This window comes from Streptomyces sp. NPDC046915, assembly GCF_040644935.1.
Lineage (GTDB): Bacteria > Actinomycetota > Actinomycetes > Streptomycetales > Streptomycetaceae > Streptomyces.
Genome location: NZ_JBEYXB010000007.1, coordinates 292,195 through 305,943, shown reverse-complemented (window position 1 = coordinate 305,943; position 13,749 = coordinate 292,195). Strand labels below are relative to the sequence as shown.

General features: G+C 72.5%; 16 protein-coding genes and 6 tRNA genes. 9 read left to right on the top strand and 13 right to left on the bottom strand.

What is annotated here, in order from left to right; translation table 11 throughout:
* Window positions 1–119 precede the first annotated feature (119 nt).
* Together ABZ915_RS20445 and ABZ915_RS20440 are read right to left on the bottom strand one after the other, a co-directional pair.
* A tRNA-Val gene (locus tag ABZ915_RS20445) sits at window positions 120–191 on the bottom strand.
* Between the two features lie 87 nt (window positions 192–278).
* A complete protein-coding gene (locus ABZ915_RS20440; protein WP_361804648.1) occupies window positions 279–737 on the bottom strand; it encodes a TIGR02611 family protein in 459 nt (152 codons plus the stop codon).
* Between the two features lie 191 nt (window positions 738–928).
* Between ABZ915_RS20440 and ABZ915_RS20435 the strand changes: the two genes are divergently transcribed.
* Both ABZ915_RS20435 and ABZ915_RS20430 read left to right on the top strand, forming a co-directional pair.
* A complete protein-coding gene (locus ABZ915_RS20435) occupies window positions 929–1,342 on the top strand; it encodes an SsgA family sporulation/cell division regulator (protein ID WP_004002642.1) in 414 nt (137 codons plus the stop codon).
* Window positions 1,343–1,642: 300 nt separating this feature from the next.
* Window positions 1,643–2,203, top strand: coding sequence for a CGNR zinc finger domain-containing protein (locus tag ABZ915_RS20430; RefSeq protein ID WP_361804645.1), 561 nt, complete (start codon window positions 1,643–1,645; stop codon window positions 2,201–2,203).
* 113 nt (window positions 2,204–2,316) lie between these two features.
* On the opposite strand, the gene ABZ915_RS20425 is transcribed toward ABZ915_RS20430, so the two are convergent.
* On the bottom strand, window positions 2,317–2,469 hold the full coding sequence (locus ABZ915_RS20425) for a hypothetical protein (RefSeq protein ID WP_167747935.1): 153 nt from the start codon (window positions 2,467–2,469) through the stop codon (window positions 2,317–2,319).
* Between the two features lie 166 nt (window positions 2,470–2,635).
* A complete protein-coding gene (locus tag ABZ915_RS20420; protein ID WP_361804642.1) occupies window positions 2,636–3,079 on the bottom strand; it encodes a hypothetical protein in 444 nt (147 codons plus the stop codon).
* Window positions 3,080–3,339: 260 nt separating this feature from the next.
* Here ABZ915_RS20420 and ABZ915_RS20415 point away from each other — a divergent pair, with 260 nt between their 5' ends.
* A complete protein-coding gene (locus ABZ915_RS20415; RefSeq protein ID WP_361804639.1) occupies window positions 3,340–3,861 on the top strand; it encodes a DsbA family protein in 522 nt (173 codons plus the stop codon).
* A 78-nt stretch (window positions 3,862–3,939) separates the two neighbouring features.
* Here ABZ915_RS20415 and ABZ915_RS20410 read toward each other — a convergent pair whose 3' ends face one another.
* From ABZ915_RS20410 to ABZ915_RS20400, 3 genes are read right to left on the bottom strand one after another with little or no spacing between them, the layout of a single operon-like run.
* Window positions 3,940–4,764, bottom strand: coding sequence for a GNAT family N-acetyltransferase (locus ABZ915_RS20410; protein ID WP_361804636.1), 825 nt, complete (start codon window positions 4,762–4,764; stop codon window positions 3,940–3,942).
* Between the two features lie 52 nt (window positions 4,765–4,816).
* Window positions 4,817–5,638 carry an aminodeoxychorismate lyase gene (locus ABZ915_RS20405; protein ID WP_361804633.1) on the bottom strand — a complete coding sequence of 274 codons (822 nt, stop codon included), beginning with the start codon at window positions 5,636–5,638 and terminating at the stop codon, window positions 4,817–4,819.
* Entirely contained in the window at window positions 5,635–6,678 is a 1,044-nt protein-coding gene (locus tag ABZ915_RS20400; protein ID WP_361804630.1) for a chorismate-binding protein, read from the bottom strand. The genes ABZ915_RS20405 and ABZ915_RS20400 overlap by 4 nt, the downstream gene beginning before the upstream one ends.
* A gap of 178 nt (window positions 6,679–6,856) precedes the next feature.
* Here ABZ915_RS20400 and ABZ915_RS20395 point away from each other — a divergent pair.
* The 5 genes from ABZ915_RS20395 (at window position 6,857) to ABZ915_RS20375 (ending at window position 7,304) form a co-directional block, all read left to right on the top strand.
* A tRNA-Gly gene (locus ABZ915_RS20395) sits at window positions 6,857–6,929 on the top strand.
* Between the two features lie 37 nt (window positions 6,930–6,966).
* Window positions 6,967–7,040: transfer RNA gene (locus tag ABZ915_RS20390), tRNA-Cys, on the top strand.
* 1 nt (window position 7,041) lies between these two features.
* Window positions 7,042–7,113: transfer RNA gene (locus ABZ915_RS20385), tRNA-Val, on the top strand.
* Window positions 7,114–7,148: 35 nt separating this feature from the next.
* Window positions 7,149–7,220 (top strand) — tRNA-Val (locus ABZ915_RS20380).
* Between the two features lie 12 nt (window positions 7,221–7,232).
* Window positions 7,233–7,304 (top strand) — tRNA-Val (locus ABZ915_RS20375).
* A 68-nt stretch (window positions 7,305–7,372) separates the two neighbouring features.
* On the opposite strand, the gene ABZ915_RS20370 is transcribed toward ABZ915_RS20375, so the two are convergent.
* The 4 genes from ABZ915_RS20370 to ABZ915_RS20355 all read right to left on the bottom strand — a co-directional run bounded on the left by ABZ915_RS20370 (window position 7,373) and on the right by ABZ915_RS20355 (window position 9,738).
* Window positions 7,373–7,675 carry a zf-TFIIB domain-containing protein gene (locus ABZ915_RS20370; RefSeq protein WP_361804627.1) on the bottom strand — a complete coding sequence of 101 codons (303 nt, stop codon included), beginning with the start codon at window positions 7,673–7,675 and terminating at the stop codon, window positions 7,373–7,375.
* Window positions 7,676–7,756: 81 nt separating this feature from the next.
* Window positions 7,757–8,710 (bottom strand): aminoglycoside phosphotransferase family protein, encoded by a 954-nt coding sequence (locus tag ABZ915_RS20365; protein WP_361804624.1) that lies wholly within the window; start codon window positions 8,708–8,710, stop codon window positions 7,757–7,759.
* A gap of 359 nt (window positions 8,711–9,069) precedes the next feature.
* Window positions 9,070–9,264 (bottom strand): hypothetical protein, encoded by a 195-nt coding sequence (locus ABZ915_RS20360; protein WP_361441009.1) that lies wholly within the window; start codon window positions 9,262–9,264, stop codon window positions 9,070–9,072.
* A 198-nt stretch (window positions 9,265–9,462) separates the two neighbouring features.
* The gene (locus ABZ915_RS20355) at window positions 9,463–9,738 is read right to left on the bottom strand and encodes a hypothetical protein (protein ID WP_132853645.1); all 276 of its coding nucleotides are present in this window, start codon (window positions 9,736–9,738) and stop codon (window positions 9,463–9,465) included.
* A 196-nt stretch (window positions 9,739–9,934) separates the two neighbouring features.
* Between ABZ915_RS20355 and ABZ915_RS20350 the strand changes: the two genes are divergently transcribed.
* Complete coding sequence (locus ABZ915_RS20350; RefSeq protein WP_361805120.1) at window positions 9,935–11,323, top strand: protein kinase; 1,389 nt, start codon at window positions 9,935–9,937, stop codon at window positions 11,321–11,323.
* Between the two features lie 225 nt (window positions 11,324–11,548).
* On the opposite strand, the gene ABZ915_RS20345 is transcribed toward ABZ915_RS20350, so the two are convergent.
* Both ABZ915_RS20345 and cobA read right to left on the bottom strand, forming a co-directional pair.
* Window positions 11,549–12,367: an RNA methyltransferase gene (locus ABZ915_RS20345; protein ID WP_361804621.1), complete on the bottom strand. Its 819-nt coding sequence runs from the start codon at window positions 12,365–12,367 to the stop codon at window positions 11,549–11,551.
* A 64-nt stretch (window positions 12,368–12,431) separates the two neighbouring features.
* Window positions 12,432–13,676, bottom strand: a complete 1,245-nt coding sequence (gene cobA / locus ABZ915_RS20340) for a uroporphyrinogen-III C-methyltransferase (protein ID WP_361804618.1) — start codon at window positions 13,674–13,676, stop codon at window positions 12,432–12,434.
* Window positions 13,677–13,749: the final 73 nt, after the last annotated feature.

Genomic DNA, 13,749 nt, shown 5'->3' with positions numbered 1-13,749 from the left:
GGGTGCGTCAATGATTCGGACAGGATTTTCTTCGGGCGGTACCCGGCGGGGCGTCCCGGCCACAGGGCATACGACTACGGCCCACCTGCGCATTCGCAGGTGGGCCGTGGTTCCGGGTGTGGGCGATACTGGGTTCGAACCAGTGACCTCTTCGGTGTGAACGAAGCGCTCTCCCACTGAGCTAATCGCCCGGACGCAGGAAGAACATTACCCCATGTCAGGGGTGCGACCGACCACGGGCGGCCGGGTCGAGCGGTCGGGCCGGTGCCCGGGGCGGCTCACTGGTCCTTGATCTTCCAGGGCATCACCAGGCCGAACTTCCACAGGTATATCCCGGCGAGAACGCCCACGATCACCAGCCCGGCCGAGGTCAGGACGATGTTCCGGCGGCGCACCTCGGGGTCGAGCGCCCGCTGGGCCGCCTCGGTGACCTTGCGCTTGGTCCAGCGCAGGACCAGCTGGGCCCAGACGAACTCGGTCGCCCAGATCGCCATGCCGGCGAAGATCACGACCCAGCCCGGCCCGGGCAACGGCAGCATGACGATCCCCGCCGCCACGACCGCGAGCCCGATGACGAAGACCCCGACCTGCCAGCTCAGGTGCAGTGCACGCCGAGCCTTGATGAAGTCCGGCGCCTTCGAGCCGAGTCCCCGCTCGTCCCGCGCCCCGTCCGTCATCGCCTCCGCCTTGTCCGCCGCCACGGCGACTTCGCCCGGATCGTTACTCCCCGTATTCATACGACCAAACACTACCGGAGTGAAACCTGTCACCGGAATGGACGTACCTCGCGGACCGGTTCTCGGCCGGACGAGTTACGTAAACACACGCAAAACACTCAGAGGGGTTTACAACGGCACCGTAGGTGGCATGTCGATTTCGCCGACGTGCGAATCCCCGAGCGCACACTGAGCGAAAGGCCCTGGCGCTTATGAACACCACGGTCAGCTGCGAGCTGCACCTGCGCCTCGTTGTGTCGAGCGAGTCCTCCCTGCCTGTCCCCGCAGGCCTGCGGTACGACACGGCCGACCCCTACGCCGTGCACGCCACCTTCCACACCGGAGCCGAGGAGACCGTCGAGTGGGTGTTCGCCCGCGACCTCCTCGCCGAGGGGCTTCACCGTCCCACGGGCACCGGCGACGTCCGCGTCTGGCCGTCCCGGAGCCATGGTCAGGGCGTCGTCTGCATCGCCCTGAGCTCCCCGGAGGGGGAGGCCCTGCTCGAGGCCCCGGCGCGGGCCCTGGAGTCCTTCCTGAAGCGGACGGACGCGGCCGTGCCGCCCGGCACGGAACACCGGCACTTCGATCTGGATCAGGAGCTCTCGCACATCCTGGCGGAAAGCTAGGTCGCGGGTCGAAGCCGGCCGGCACCGTCCACTCGGGGAGACGGTTCGGGCGGCTCTCGGGCCAGGACAACCGCATACGGCATGACCGACGCCGTCACCGTGCGTGTTCACGGGGGCGGCGCCGGTGTGCGCGCTCATCCGCTCCGCGGTCCCCACGGCCCGTCGAGCGGCCCGTCGAGCGGTCTGCCCCGCGGGTGTGACGGGAACCCCTGCGGGCGCGCAGCCGTTCTCTCGGCAGTATCGCTACCATCGGCCAGCATCGGCGGGCGCCCGCCCGACCCCCCAGGCAGGGAGCGAAACGTGCTGATCACCCACGACACCCGGTGCGCCCTCGACACCGTGGTGGATCTGGTGAACACCGTGCCGGAGGACGACTCGGCGGCCGACGGGCTGCCGGACGTCGCGGCTCTGGCTGATTTCGTACGAAAGCACGAGATCAGCGATGTGGGGGTGCTCTCGGAGTTCGACCTCTCCGCGGTGCGCAAGGTCCGCGGGCGGTTCGCGGGGATCTTCGCCGCACCGGACGCCCGTGCCGCCGCCGGGATGATCAACGATCTGGTCGCCGCCGCGGGCACCACTCCCCGGCTGACCGATCACGACGGCTACGACTGGCATGTGCACTACTTCGCCCCCGGCGCCTCCATGGCCGACCATCTCGCCGCGGACTGCGGGATGGCCCTCGCGTTCTTCGTGGTGGCCGGGGAGCAGGAGCGGCTGCGGCGCTGCGAGGCGCCCGACTGCCGGCGGGCCTTCGTCGATCTCTCCCGCAACCGCTCGCGCCGCTACTGCGACAGCCGCACCTGCGGGAACCGGCTGCACGTGGCCGCCTACCGGGCCCGGCGGAAGGAAGCGACGGGCTGAGCGCCGGCGTGGTCGGATGCCGGTGCGGTCCGATGCGGGAGGGGTCCGATGCGGGCGCGTTCCGATGTCGACGCCGCCCCCGGCGGGTGACGCCGGGGACGGGCGTGTACGGCTCACAGCAACAGCAGATCGTGCAGCGCAGCCATGAGGAGCAGACACCCGATCACCGCAAGGAAGATCATCAGCGGTGGCTGGGAAAGGGCGAAGAGGCACCCGCGCGGCTCGTCCTTCGGCGGCGCGGCCTCGCTCTCTGACGTGTCCAGCATCTCGCGGCGATGATGGACCACGGGGCGCCCCGTCCGCGATCAACACGCCCGGAATGAACGGGAGTTCACCGAAATCCTTGTTGTCCGGTTCGCTTCCGGCCGGGCAGTGATCGTTTCCGGGCGTGCCGGGGACGATCTCTGTTCTCCCAGGGGCTTTCGCTCCAGGTCATATGCCGTGCTTCTTGAGGATGGCCTCGATGTCGCTGAAGTCGTCGGCGGAATCGCCGGCGCGAGGTGCCTTGGCGGGACGGGCGGCCGGACGCGTGGCGGGACCGAGGGAGGGGGCCGAGGCCGTCGGCGCGACCGCCTCGCGGTCCGCGGCCCTGGCCGCCTTGCGTTCGGCCCGGGTGCCCCCGCGCCGGCGCTCCACGACCCTGGTCGTCGCGAACAGGGCCCAGGCGATGCCCAGCACCCCGAAGCCCGCCCATGCGGTCGGGCTGAACGCGGTGTCGGCCAGCCAGCCGACGACGCCGGTCATCACCAGCCCCACCGGCACGAGCGAGTACGCGGCGATCCGGGCCGCGGCCAGGAAACGCCTGCGGTAGGCCGTGACCACCGCGATGCCCAGGCCGGCCGCGGACACGGCGGAACAGACTGTCTCGGCGATCATCCGGTCCTCCAGGCGGCTGGGTCGGGCGGGGCGGGTGCCGGGAACGGGCCGGTCACCGTGTCCGTGCGGCACCGCGGCACCATGTCCCCTCGCACCTCGATCGTGCACCTCCATCGTGCACCGTCGCGCACCCGCGGTGCCATGCCCCGGCCCGACATCAGGGAGATCTCCGGGTCACCTCCTCCTTGGGGCCGGTCAGGCCGCTCGTGCCCTACGGTCCCGATTGGGTGGGTGGGGTCCGGCCTGGGAGACTGGTGTCCATGAGCGACTCCTCCCCCGCCGGCACCGCCGTACCCGTGCTGGACGTCTGGTGCGAACTCCAGTGCCCGGACTGCCGCAGCGCCCTCGACGACCTGCGCGCCCTGCGCGCCCGCTACGGCGACCGGCTGGAGCTGCGGCTGCGGCACTTCCCGCTGGAGAAGCACAAGCACGCGTTCGCCGCGGCGCAGGCCGCCGAGGAGGCGCTGGAGCAGGGGCAGGGCTGGGCGTACGTCGAGGCGGTCCTGGGCCGCGTCGAGGAGCTGGACCGTGAGGGAGAACCCTTCCTGGTCGAGGTGGCCCGGGAACTGGGCCTGGACGCCGAGGAGTTCGACACCGCCCTGATCGACGGCCGGCACATCCTGATCGTCGACGCCGACCAGGCCGAGGGCAAGGCCATCGGTGTCACCGGCACCCCGACGTACGTCATCGGCGGCGAGCGCCTCGACGGCGGCAAGAGCCAGAAGGGGCTGCGGGAGCGCGTCGAGGAGATCGCGGACCGGCTGCTGACCGGCGAGGCGTGACCTCGGAGCAGGGGCTTGCACTCAGAGCAGCGGCTTGTACTCAGAGCAGGGGCTTGTACTCAGAGCGGGGGCTTGCACTCAGAGCAGCGGCTTGTACATCGTGTGACTCACCGGCAGGTAACCGAGTGAGTCGTACAGCCGCTCGGCCGGGGTGTTGCCGGCGAAGACGTTGAGGCCGAGGGCGCGTCGGCCGGCGGCCACCGACTGCCGCTCCGCCAGCAGCATCAGGGTGCGTCCGTGGCCCCGGCCGCGGACGGCCTCGTCCGTCTCGACGTCGCAGACGAAGGCGGTCTCCCCGGAGATCGACAGCCACAGGACACCGACCCTGGTGCCCTCGTGCTCCAGGACGCTCACCGTCATGCCCTCGGTCGCGAGCCCGTCCGGCATCAGTTGGGCGTAGTCGGCGCGCGCCTTGGCCGCGGCCTCGTCCTCGGGCACACCGCGGCTGGTCCAGTCATGGATGTAGCCCACAGCCCCGTGCTCGCGCCACGGCCCGTACTCGGCCTCTGTCATCGGCCTGCTCCGGCTGCCCGCGGGCAGCTCCGGCGGGGTGGCGCCGAGCGGCTTGACCATGCCGCGGTTGCGGTGGACGTAGCCGAGCGCCGTGGCGAGCCGCAGCGCGGCCTCGGCGTCGGCGGGCACCGTCGTCTCGATCCGTCCGCAGCCCCAGCCGCGCGCCACCTCCTCGGCGGCCAGCGCGGCCACCGTGCCCCGGCCGCGCCGACGGTCCGGTTCCTCGATGCGCAGGTCGTGGATCTGCGCGACGGCGGGCCCGAAGGAGGGGTGCGTGCGGAGGCGTACCTCGCCGACAGGGCGGCTGTTCACGCACACCTGGAAGTGGCGGGACAGGCTCCCGTCGGCTGCGCGCTGGAGCGGCTCGGTCGGCCGCAGTGTCGTGGTCATCACACCTGTTCTACCCGGCCCGCTGCGAGGGATCAGCCGGATATTCGCTCCGTCAGGGATCGAGGTCGTCCCCGGCCCGCTCCTCGAAGACCCGCATCGCCTTGGCGGTCACCGGACCGGGGGCGCCGGGCAGTTCCCGGCCGTCGACCCGGTGCACGGCCTGTACGTCCCGCAGCGTGGACGTGAGGAAGACCTCGTCGGCCCGGTCCAGGACGTCCAGCGGCAGGTCGGTCTCCTTCGCGCCGGTCCACTCCACGGTCAGGGCGCGGGTGATGCCGGCGAGGCAGCCGGAGGCGAGCGGCGGGGTGTGGATCTCGCCGTCCAGGACGACGAAGACGTTGGAGCCCGTGCCCTCGCACAGCCGGCCGACCGTGTTGGCGAACAGCGCCTCGGAGGCACCCTGTTCGTGGGCGCGGGCCAGGGCGACGACGTTCTCGGCGTACGAGGTGGTCTTCAGGCCGGTGAGGGCGCCCCGCTCGTTGCGGGTCCAGGGGACGGTGATCACGGCGGTGGAGTCGGCGCGGCGGCTGGTCTCGCCGAGGGCGACCACCAGGGTCGGGCCGTGCTCGCCGCGGTCGGAGCCGAGCGGGCCGTGGCCGCCGGTGTAGGTGATGCGCAGCCGGCCGAGCGGCATCGGGTTGGCCTCCATGACGGCCGCGCAGGCCCGGCGGACCTCGTCGTGGTCGGGGTCGGGCAGGCCCAGGCCCCGGGCCGAGCGGGTCAGCCGGTCGAGGTGCCGGGTGAGCGCGAAGGGTTTGCCGTGGACCGCCTTCACCGTCTCGAAGATGCCGTCGCCCACGGTCAGCCCGTGGTCGAAGACGGAGACACGGGCGGTCTCGACGTCCTGTAGCCCGCCGTCCAGCCAGATCCTCATGAAACAGCCCCTCCACTCGCCTCGTACGCCCCCGACGCTACCGCGAGCAGCCGGGACGCCTTCAGCTCGGTCTCCCGCCACTCCCCCTCCGGGTCGGAACCCCAGGTGATGCCGGCGCCGGTGCCGAACCTCAGGACACCCTCCGCGCGGTCGATCCAGAAGGTGCGGATGCCCACGGCCAGCTCCCCGGTGCCCCGGTCGGCGTCGACCCAGCCGATCCCGCCGCAGTACGGGCCGCGGGGTGCCGTCTCCAGGGCGTCGATGATCCTCAGGGCGCTCGACTTGGGCGCGCCGGTGACCGAGCCGGGCGGGAAGGCGGCGTCGAGCAGCTCCGGCCAGCCGGCTCCGGCGCGCAGCTCGCCGCGGACCGTGGAGACGAGGTGGACCAGGCCGGGGTGCTTCTCCACGGCGCACAGGTCGGGGACGGTGACGCTGCCGGTGGCGCAGACACGCCCGATGTCGTTGCGGACCAGATCCACGATCATCACGTTCTCGGCGTAGTCCTTCTCCAGGAGGTCCGCCTCGGTGCGCCCGGTGCCCTTGATCGGTCCGGACTCCACGGTCCGACCGTCCCGGCGCAGGAACAGTTCGGGCGAGGCCGTGGCGATCTCGACGCCGTACCCGGGGAGACGAATCGTTCCTGCGTACGGTGCCGGGTTGCCGCGCGCCAGCAGGGCGGTCAGGGCGTCCACGTCGGCGTCGGGCGCGACGGGCGCGGTGAGGACGCGGCAGAGGTTGGCCTGGTACACCTCGCCCGCCGCGATGTACGCGCGTATCCGGCGCACCGCCTCCGTGTACGCGGCACGGTCGAGCGACGAGGTCCAGGCGCCCACGGCGGGTCCCCGCCACCTCCCCGGCACCGGCGCGGGCACGGGCTGCTCCCGTACGTCCGCGAAGCGGGCGCAGGTCAGACGGCCCTCGAAGTCGGCGCAGACGGCCCAGAATCCGGTGGAGTCCAGGGCCGCCGGATCAATGGTGACGTCGAGGAGGCCGGTGGCGAGACGGTCGCCGAAACGGGCGAGAGGAGGCAGGTGGAGCACGCAGCCGAGTCTATGGCGGGTGTCGTACGGGTGACCCGGGCGTGTCCTCGCAGGTGCCCTGACCATGGTGCCCGCCGGGCGCAGCGCAGCACGCTGCGCAAACGCGTTTTTGTACTGGCCCGGGAATCCGCTAGAGTTCAACACGTCGCCGGGCCGCGCAAGCGGTCCGAAACGACAGGCGGACGTAGCTCAGTTGGTAGAGCGCAACCTTGCCAAGGTTGAGGTCGCGAGTTCGAGCCTCGTCGTCCGCTCGTAGGAGAGGGGTCTTCCCGGTCCCCTTACACTCCTGGTGGAGTGGCCGAGAGGCGAGGCAACGGCCTGCAAAGCCGTCTACACGGGTTCAAATCCCGTCTCCACCTCCAAGGACGATTAGCTCAGCGGGAGAGCGCTTCCCTGACACGGAAGAGGTCACTGGTTCAATCCCAGTATCGTCCACTGGATCTTCCAGCACCTACGGCAAGATCCGCCCAGCGCGATTAGCTCAGCGGGAGAGCGCTTCCCTGACACGGAAGAGGTCACTGGTTCAATCCCAGTATCGCGCACGCAGCACCCCCGGACGATTAGCTCAGCGGGAGAGCGCTTCCCTGACACGGAAGAGGTCACTGGTTCAATCCCAGTATCGTCCACACACCGAAGCCCCCGGCCGTCTCGTACGGCCGGGGGCTTCGTCGTGGGCCCGATGGGCCCAGAGGGCTCAGCTGGAGAACAGCATGTGGCCGAAGCTCTTGTGGCGGTGGTGGCCGCCGTGACCGCTGTAGTGGCCGCCGCCGTGACCACCGCCGTGCGGGGCGCCCCAGGCGGGGGCCTGCGGGGCCGGGTAGGCCTGCGGGGCGGCCGGGGGCGGCGGGGCGGGCTGGGACCACTGGGACTCGAGGCGGGTCAGAGCCTCCAGCTCGCCGTAGTCGAGGAAGATGCCGCGGCAGCCGCTGCACTGCTCGATCTGGACGCCGTTGCGGTTGTACGTGTGCATCGGCGCATGGCACTTGGGACACTGCATGGGTCGGCTCAACTCCTCGCCGGTCGGTCCTGCTTCGCGTTTCCCCAGGACAGACTCCGTGCGGCCCTGGTCGGTTGCACCCTACTTCGGGAATCCGTGCGACAACTCGGGCGGTACGGAACCCATCCGTGCGCAGGCGTCGACGACGGACTGCTCCACCTCGTCCAGGGAGCGGTCCGCGGCGCGGGCCTTGCTGATCACCAGGGCGGCGGTCTGGACGGTGAGGGCGCGGGCCGGGACGTCCAGGGCGGGCCACGGGTCGCCGTCCGGGGGCACGGCCGGACCGCCTGCCGTGCGGTAGGCGGTGAGGAAACGCGTCCACTCGTCGGGCGGGAGGAGCCCGCAGGCGTACCAGGCCGCGGGGCGGGCCAGGTCCCAGGCCGGGACGCCCACGCCGAGGTCGTCGACGTCGATGAGCCGCCAGGGGCCGTCCGGAGCGGGGTGGCGGACGAGCTGGCCGAGATGGAGGTCGCCGTGGCAGAGGGTCGTGAGGCCGGGCATGGGGGCCTCGGCGCGGGCCCAGGCGGGGAGGGCGGCCCAGGCGCGCAGGACGGGGGCCGCGGTGGGGTGGTCCTCCCCGGCCAGGGCCCTGTGCAGACGGGTCACCGCGCGGGCGGCCTTGGCGGGGCCGCGCATCAGGGGTGCGGAGGCGGGGGCGGGCGCGCGGTGCAGACGGGCGAGGAGGGTGGCGGCGGCTTCCCAGGGGGCGGCGTCCGGGTCGTCCGGGTCCACGGGGGTGCCGTACGGCCAGAAGGTGACGAGCCGGCCGTCGACGGTGACCGGGGTCCGGACGACCGGCGCGAGGAGTACGTCCGCGAGGCGGGTGGCCGTCGTGAGGCGCACGGTCAGCTCGGCGGGGTCCGTGTCCGGGGCGTGGGCCTTCGCGACGGTGCCGGCGTGGCGGACGACGGTGGCGTCGGGGCGGTCGGCGAGGGTGACGGACGCGGTGCCGCATCCGCAGGGGCCGCCGTCGGGGTGGGCGACGGCTCCGGCCTTCGCGGTCAGCTGCGGCAGCAGCCGTATGTCTGCGGTCACGGGAGCCTTCGGGTGCGGGTGGGTGTTTCGGCGAGGGTACGCGGGTGCGGTGGGCCGGGGTGCCACGCGGCCCGGGGTTGCAGCTGAGGCGGAGGCTCGCAGCCCGGCGTCACGGGGTGCCGCTGCGCCCACCCGTGCCGCCTGGGGGTCCCCCCAGGCCCTTGAGGCACTGGAGGGCACGATTGCCCGCAGCTACGTCGGCTACGACGACAGCTGCGGTCGAGCGGCCGGGCACAGCAATGCCGGCGCAGCTCCCCAGCTGCGCCGGCATTTGTGCCGTCCGCCGCACCCCCGTCCCCACGGGGTTTCATGGGTGGATGTCCCCGCCCGGACCGCTCTTCCGGGCCTGGGGTCGCCGCTCAGCGCCCCAGCATCACGCCCACGGACGACGCCTGTGTGACCACTGCTTCCCAGCCGCCGAAGGCGTACACGAGCAGGGCCGCCAGGGGGAGGACCATCGCGGTCGCCACCAAGGGGTGGCGACGGCCGGTACGGCGGGAGCGCGCGGTGCGTGCCTGGGTGCGGATGAATGTCCGCGGTGCCGTGTGGGCCATGGTCCCTCTCCTGACCGTTTCAGTTGTCGTTGGCAGCGGCGGGTGGCTTGACCTCGGGGGACGAGTGCTGCACCCGCCGCTTGACCTCAAATCTAGGCGGATGGGCGGCGGCGGGCGTCATGCCTTCGTACCGAATGACGGGCCTCCCGGAGGATGAGCCATCACCTGCGATGTACTCCCCAGGGTGGAGACGCGGTCCTAGGTCTCGGGGTCTTCCCGGAGGGGACGCCCGGAGTGCCCCCGCTTTTCCGAGCTGTCCTCGCGCGGCACCGGCTGCTCGACCAGGGCCAGCACCCGGTTGGCCATGAAGCGGGCCGTACGGACCACCGTTCCGTTGCGAGTGACTTCGCTCACTTCGACCACGCCTCGTCGTACCGCCGTCTCCACACGGCGACCCGCCCGGCCGGCCACCACCTCGTACGTCCGTGTCGTGTCCCCCGCGTCCACGACTATCTCCACACGGTCACCCTTCACGCGCCCAATCCCCCTTCCGGGATGGATGGTTGAAGTCACTGGGCGGTCAAGGGAGCACAACACGACCGCCCCCTGACCACTCTTCAAGTCTCCCATCCGGCACTGACAATCCATCGGGGCGAGAGGGCGCGGCCTCTGCGCGCAGCGGGCCGTGGAAACGTAAGCTGTGCCACGTCACACGGACCGGGCAGCGGGGATGAACATGGCGATGATGCGCCTGAGGCGCGAGGACCCGCGCGTCGTCGGCTCGTTCAGGCTTCACAGACGGCTCGGCGCGGGCGGGATGGGCGTCGTCTACCTGGGCTCGGACAAGAAGGGGCAGCGGGTCGCCCTGAAGGTCATCCGGCCGGACCTGGCGGAGGACCAGGAGTTCCGGTCCCGGTTCGCGCGTGAGGTCTCGGCGGCCCGGCGGATCAGGGGCGGGTGTACGGCCCGGCTGGTGGCGGCGGACCTGGAGGCGGACCGGCCGTGGTTCGCCACGCAGTACGTGCCCGGTCCCTCCCTGCACGACAAGGTCGCCGACGAGGGGCCGCTCGGTGCGGCGGAGGCCGCCTCGATCGGGGCCGCCCTGTCCGAGGGACTGGTCGCCGTGCACGAGGCCGGCGTGGTGCACCGGGATCTGAAGCCCTCCAACATCCTGTTGTCCCCGAAGGGGCCGCGGATCATCGACTTCGGCATCGCCTGGTCCACGGGGGCCTCGACGCTGACCCACGTCGGCACGGCGGTCGGCTCCCCCGGCTTCCTCGCGCCCGAGCAGGTGCGCGGCGCCGCGGTCACCCCGGCCACGGACGTGTTCTCGCTGGGGGCGACGCTGGCGTACGCCTCGGCCGGTGACTCCCCCTTCGGACACGGCAGTTCCGAGGTCATGCTGTACCGGGTGGTGCACGAGGAGCCGCATCTGCACGGTGTCCCGGACGCGCTCGCGCCGCTCGTCCGGGCCTGCCTGGCGAAGGACCCCGAGGACCGTCCGAGCACGCTCCAGCTGTCGCTGCGGCTGAAGGAGATCGCGGCACGCGAGGCCCAGGGCCTGGCCGACGTCCGGCCGCCCGCGCCGCGCGCCGCCGAGGCGGACCGGCCCACCGGACGGCTCGCCGACACCTATCCGGATCCGCAGCGCGCCCAGCGGCGTACGCAGTCCTCGCCGGGGGCTCCGGCTCCGCGCGGCGGGGCTCCCGTGCGGGGGGCCACGCCGTCGCGCGGTGGCGGTGCCCCGCGGGCCGGAAGCGCGCCGTCGCGGCCGGACGCGGCACGCACGGGCGGCGCGCGGACCGGCGGCGCCCGGTCGACCCCGGCCTCGCGCAACATGTCCCGGTCCGGCGGCGGCCGGCCCGTTCCGCGGGGCGGGACCGGGCGGCAGCGGCAGCGGCAGCGGCCCACGGGGACCGGGCTGCGGCCCGCCAACCCGCGGCTGCTGCGGCAGCGGCTGTTCGTGTTCGTGGTGGTGACCCTGCTGGTCGCGCTCGGCATCGCGGCGGCGCAGGGCTGTCAGGGGCCCGCCCATGGGCTCGGCGGGGCCGGGGGCGTCGTACACGCCCAGCATGCGCGTGGGCCGCTGCCGTTGCCGCCGGCGGATCTCACGGAGTAGCGCGCCGCGGCGGACGCGGCCTGGCTGACCGGGGGCGACGTTATTCGCCCCCGCCGCCCTTACCCGTTCCCGTCCCCAGGGGCTCCGCCCCTTCGACCCCGCCAGGGGCACGCCCCCTGGACCCCCGATCGGCCTGAACGGCCTCGTCCTCAAACGCCGGACGGGCTGATAGGAGCAGGCCGCGCCATCCAACTCACTCGCACGGGTTGTGGGTGGGCAGGCCCGCTACGCGTCCGGGCGGCCGGTGGCCACCGCGTAGAAGGCGACCGCGGCCGCCGCGCCCACGTTGAGGGAGTCGACGCCGTGGGACATGGGGATGCGCACCCATTCGTCGGCGGCGACGAGGGCCTGGGTGGACAGGCCGTCGCCCTCGGCGCCGAGCATCAGGGCGACACGGTCCATGCGGTGCGGGGCCGCCTCGTCGAGGCTCTTCGCCTTCTCGTCCGGGGTGAGCGCGAGGAGGGTGAAGCCGGCCTCGCGGACCGAGTCCAGGCCCTTGGGCCAGGTGTCCAGGCGGGCGTACGGCACGGAGAAGACGGCGCCCATCGAGACCTTCACACTGCGGCGGTAGAGCGGGTCGGCGCAGTCCGGGGAGAGGAGCACCGCGTCCATGCCGAGGGCGGCGGCCGACCGGAAGATCGCGCCGATGTTGGTGTGGTCGTTCACCGCTTCCATGACCACGACCCGGCGCGCGTCGTGGAGCAGTTCGGCCGCCGTCGGCAGCGGTCGGCGCTGCATGGAGGCGAGGGCGCCGCGGTGCACGTGGTAGCCGGTGACCTGTTCGGCGAGTTCGGGGCTGACCGCGTACACGGGGGCGGGGAGTTCGTCGATGACGTCTCGCATGAGGTCGACCCACTTGGCCGAGAGCAGCATCGAGCGCATCTCGTAGCCCGCTTCCTTGGCCCGCCGGATGACCTTCTCGCCCTCGGCGATGAACAGGCCTTCGGCCGGTTCTCGTCTGCGCCGCAGTTCGACGTCGGTCAGGCCCGTGTAGTCGCGCAGGCGCGGGTCGGCGGGGTCCTCAACGGTGATGAGATCGGCCACAGGGTGATACTGCCTTGTCCTGGGTGCGGTGCCAACGGCTCGGAACGGGTTGTGTTACCCGCGGTTACGCGGAAGGGCGCGCGACGGGGTTCGGGCCCACGGCGACGACCTCGCCGATGACGATGACCGCCGGGGGCTTCACGTCCTGCGCACGGACGGTCTCGGCGACCGTCGCGAGCGTCGCGTCCACGCGGCGCTGGGCGGCGGTCGTGCCCTCCTGGACCAGGGCGACGGGCGTCTCGGGGGACTTGCCGTGGGCGACGAGCGTCTCGGCGATCTTCCCGATCTTGTCGACGCCCATAAGGATCACGAGCGTGCCGGTCAGCCGGGCCAGCGACGGCCAGTCGACCAGGGAACGCTCGTCGTCGGGGGCGACATGGCCGCTGACCACCGTGAACTCGTGGGCGACACCCCGGTGGGTGACCGGGATGCCCGCCGCTGACGGCACCGAGATCGAGCTGGAGATGCCGGGCACGACCGTGCACGCGATCCCGGCCTCGGCCAGCGCCTGGACCTCCTCCATGCCCCGGCCGAAGACATAGGGGTCGCCGCCCTTGAGCCGGACGACGGACTTGCCCTGCTTGGCGTGCTCGATCAGCGCGTTGTTGATGGCCTCCTGGGCCATGAAACGGCCGTACGGGATCTTCGCCGCGTCGATCACCTCGACGTGCGGCGGGAGTTCGGCGAGCAGATCGCGCGGGCCGAGGCGGTCGGCGATGACGACGTCGGCCTCGGCGAGGAGACGGCGGCCGCGCACGGTGATCAGGTCCGGGTCGCCGGGGCCGCCGCCGACCAGGGCGACGCCGGGGGCGCGGGTGCGGTGGTGCGGGGCGACCAGGGTGCCGTCGCGCAGGCCCTCGACGACCGCGTCGCGGATCGCCGCGGTGTGGCGGGGGTCGCGGCCACGCGCGTCCGTGGTGAGCACGGCGACGGTGACGCCCTCGCTGTGGCCGGTGGCCGGGGTCCAGGCGGTCGCCGCGTCGGCGTCGTCGGAGCGGACGCACCAGACGCGGTGGCGCTCCGCCTCGGCGGAGGCGGCGGTGTTGGCCTCGGCGTCACTGGTGGCGATCAGGGCGTACCAGGCTTCGGCGAGGTCGCCCTCGGTGTAGGGGCGCCGCTCCCAGGTGATCTCGCCCGCGTCCGCCATGGCCTCGACCGACGGGGTGGCCGCCGGGGAGACGAGGAGGATGTCCGCGCCCGCCGCGATGAGGGCCGGCAGACGGCGCTGGGCGACCTGGCCGCCGCCGAGGACGACCACGCGGCGGCCGGAGAGGCGGAGGCCTACGGGGTAGGCGGGGTGTTCGGCCATGAGGTGCGGCTCCTCGTAAGGGCGTGCAGTGGGCGCTGCGCCATCGGAGCGGCCCTGACGTGCGGATTTTAAG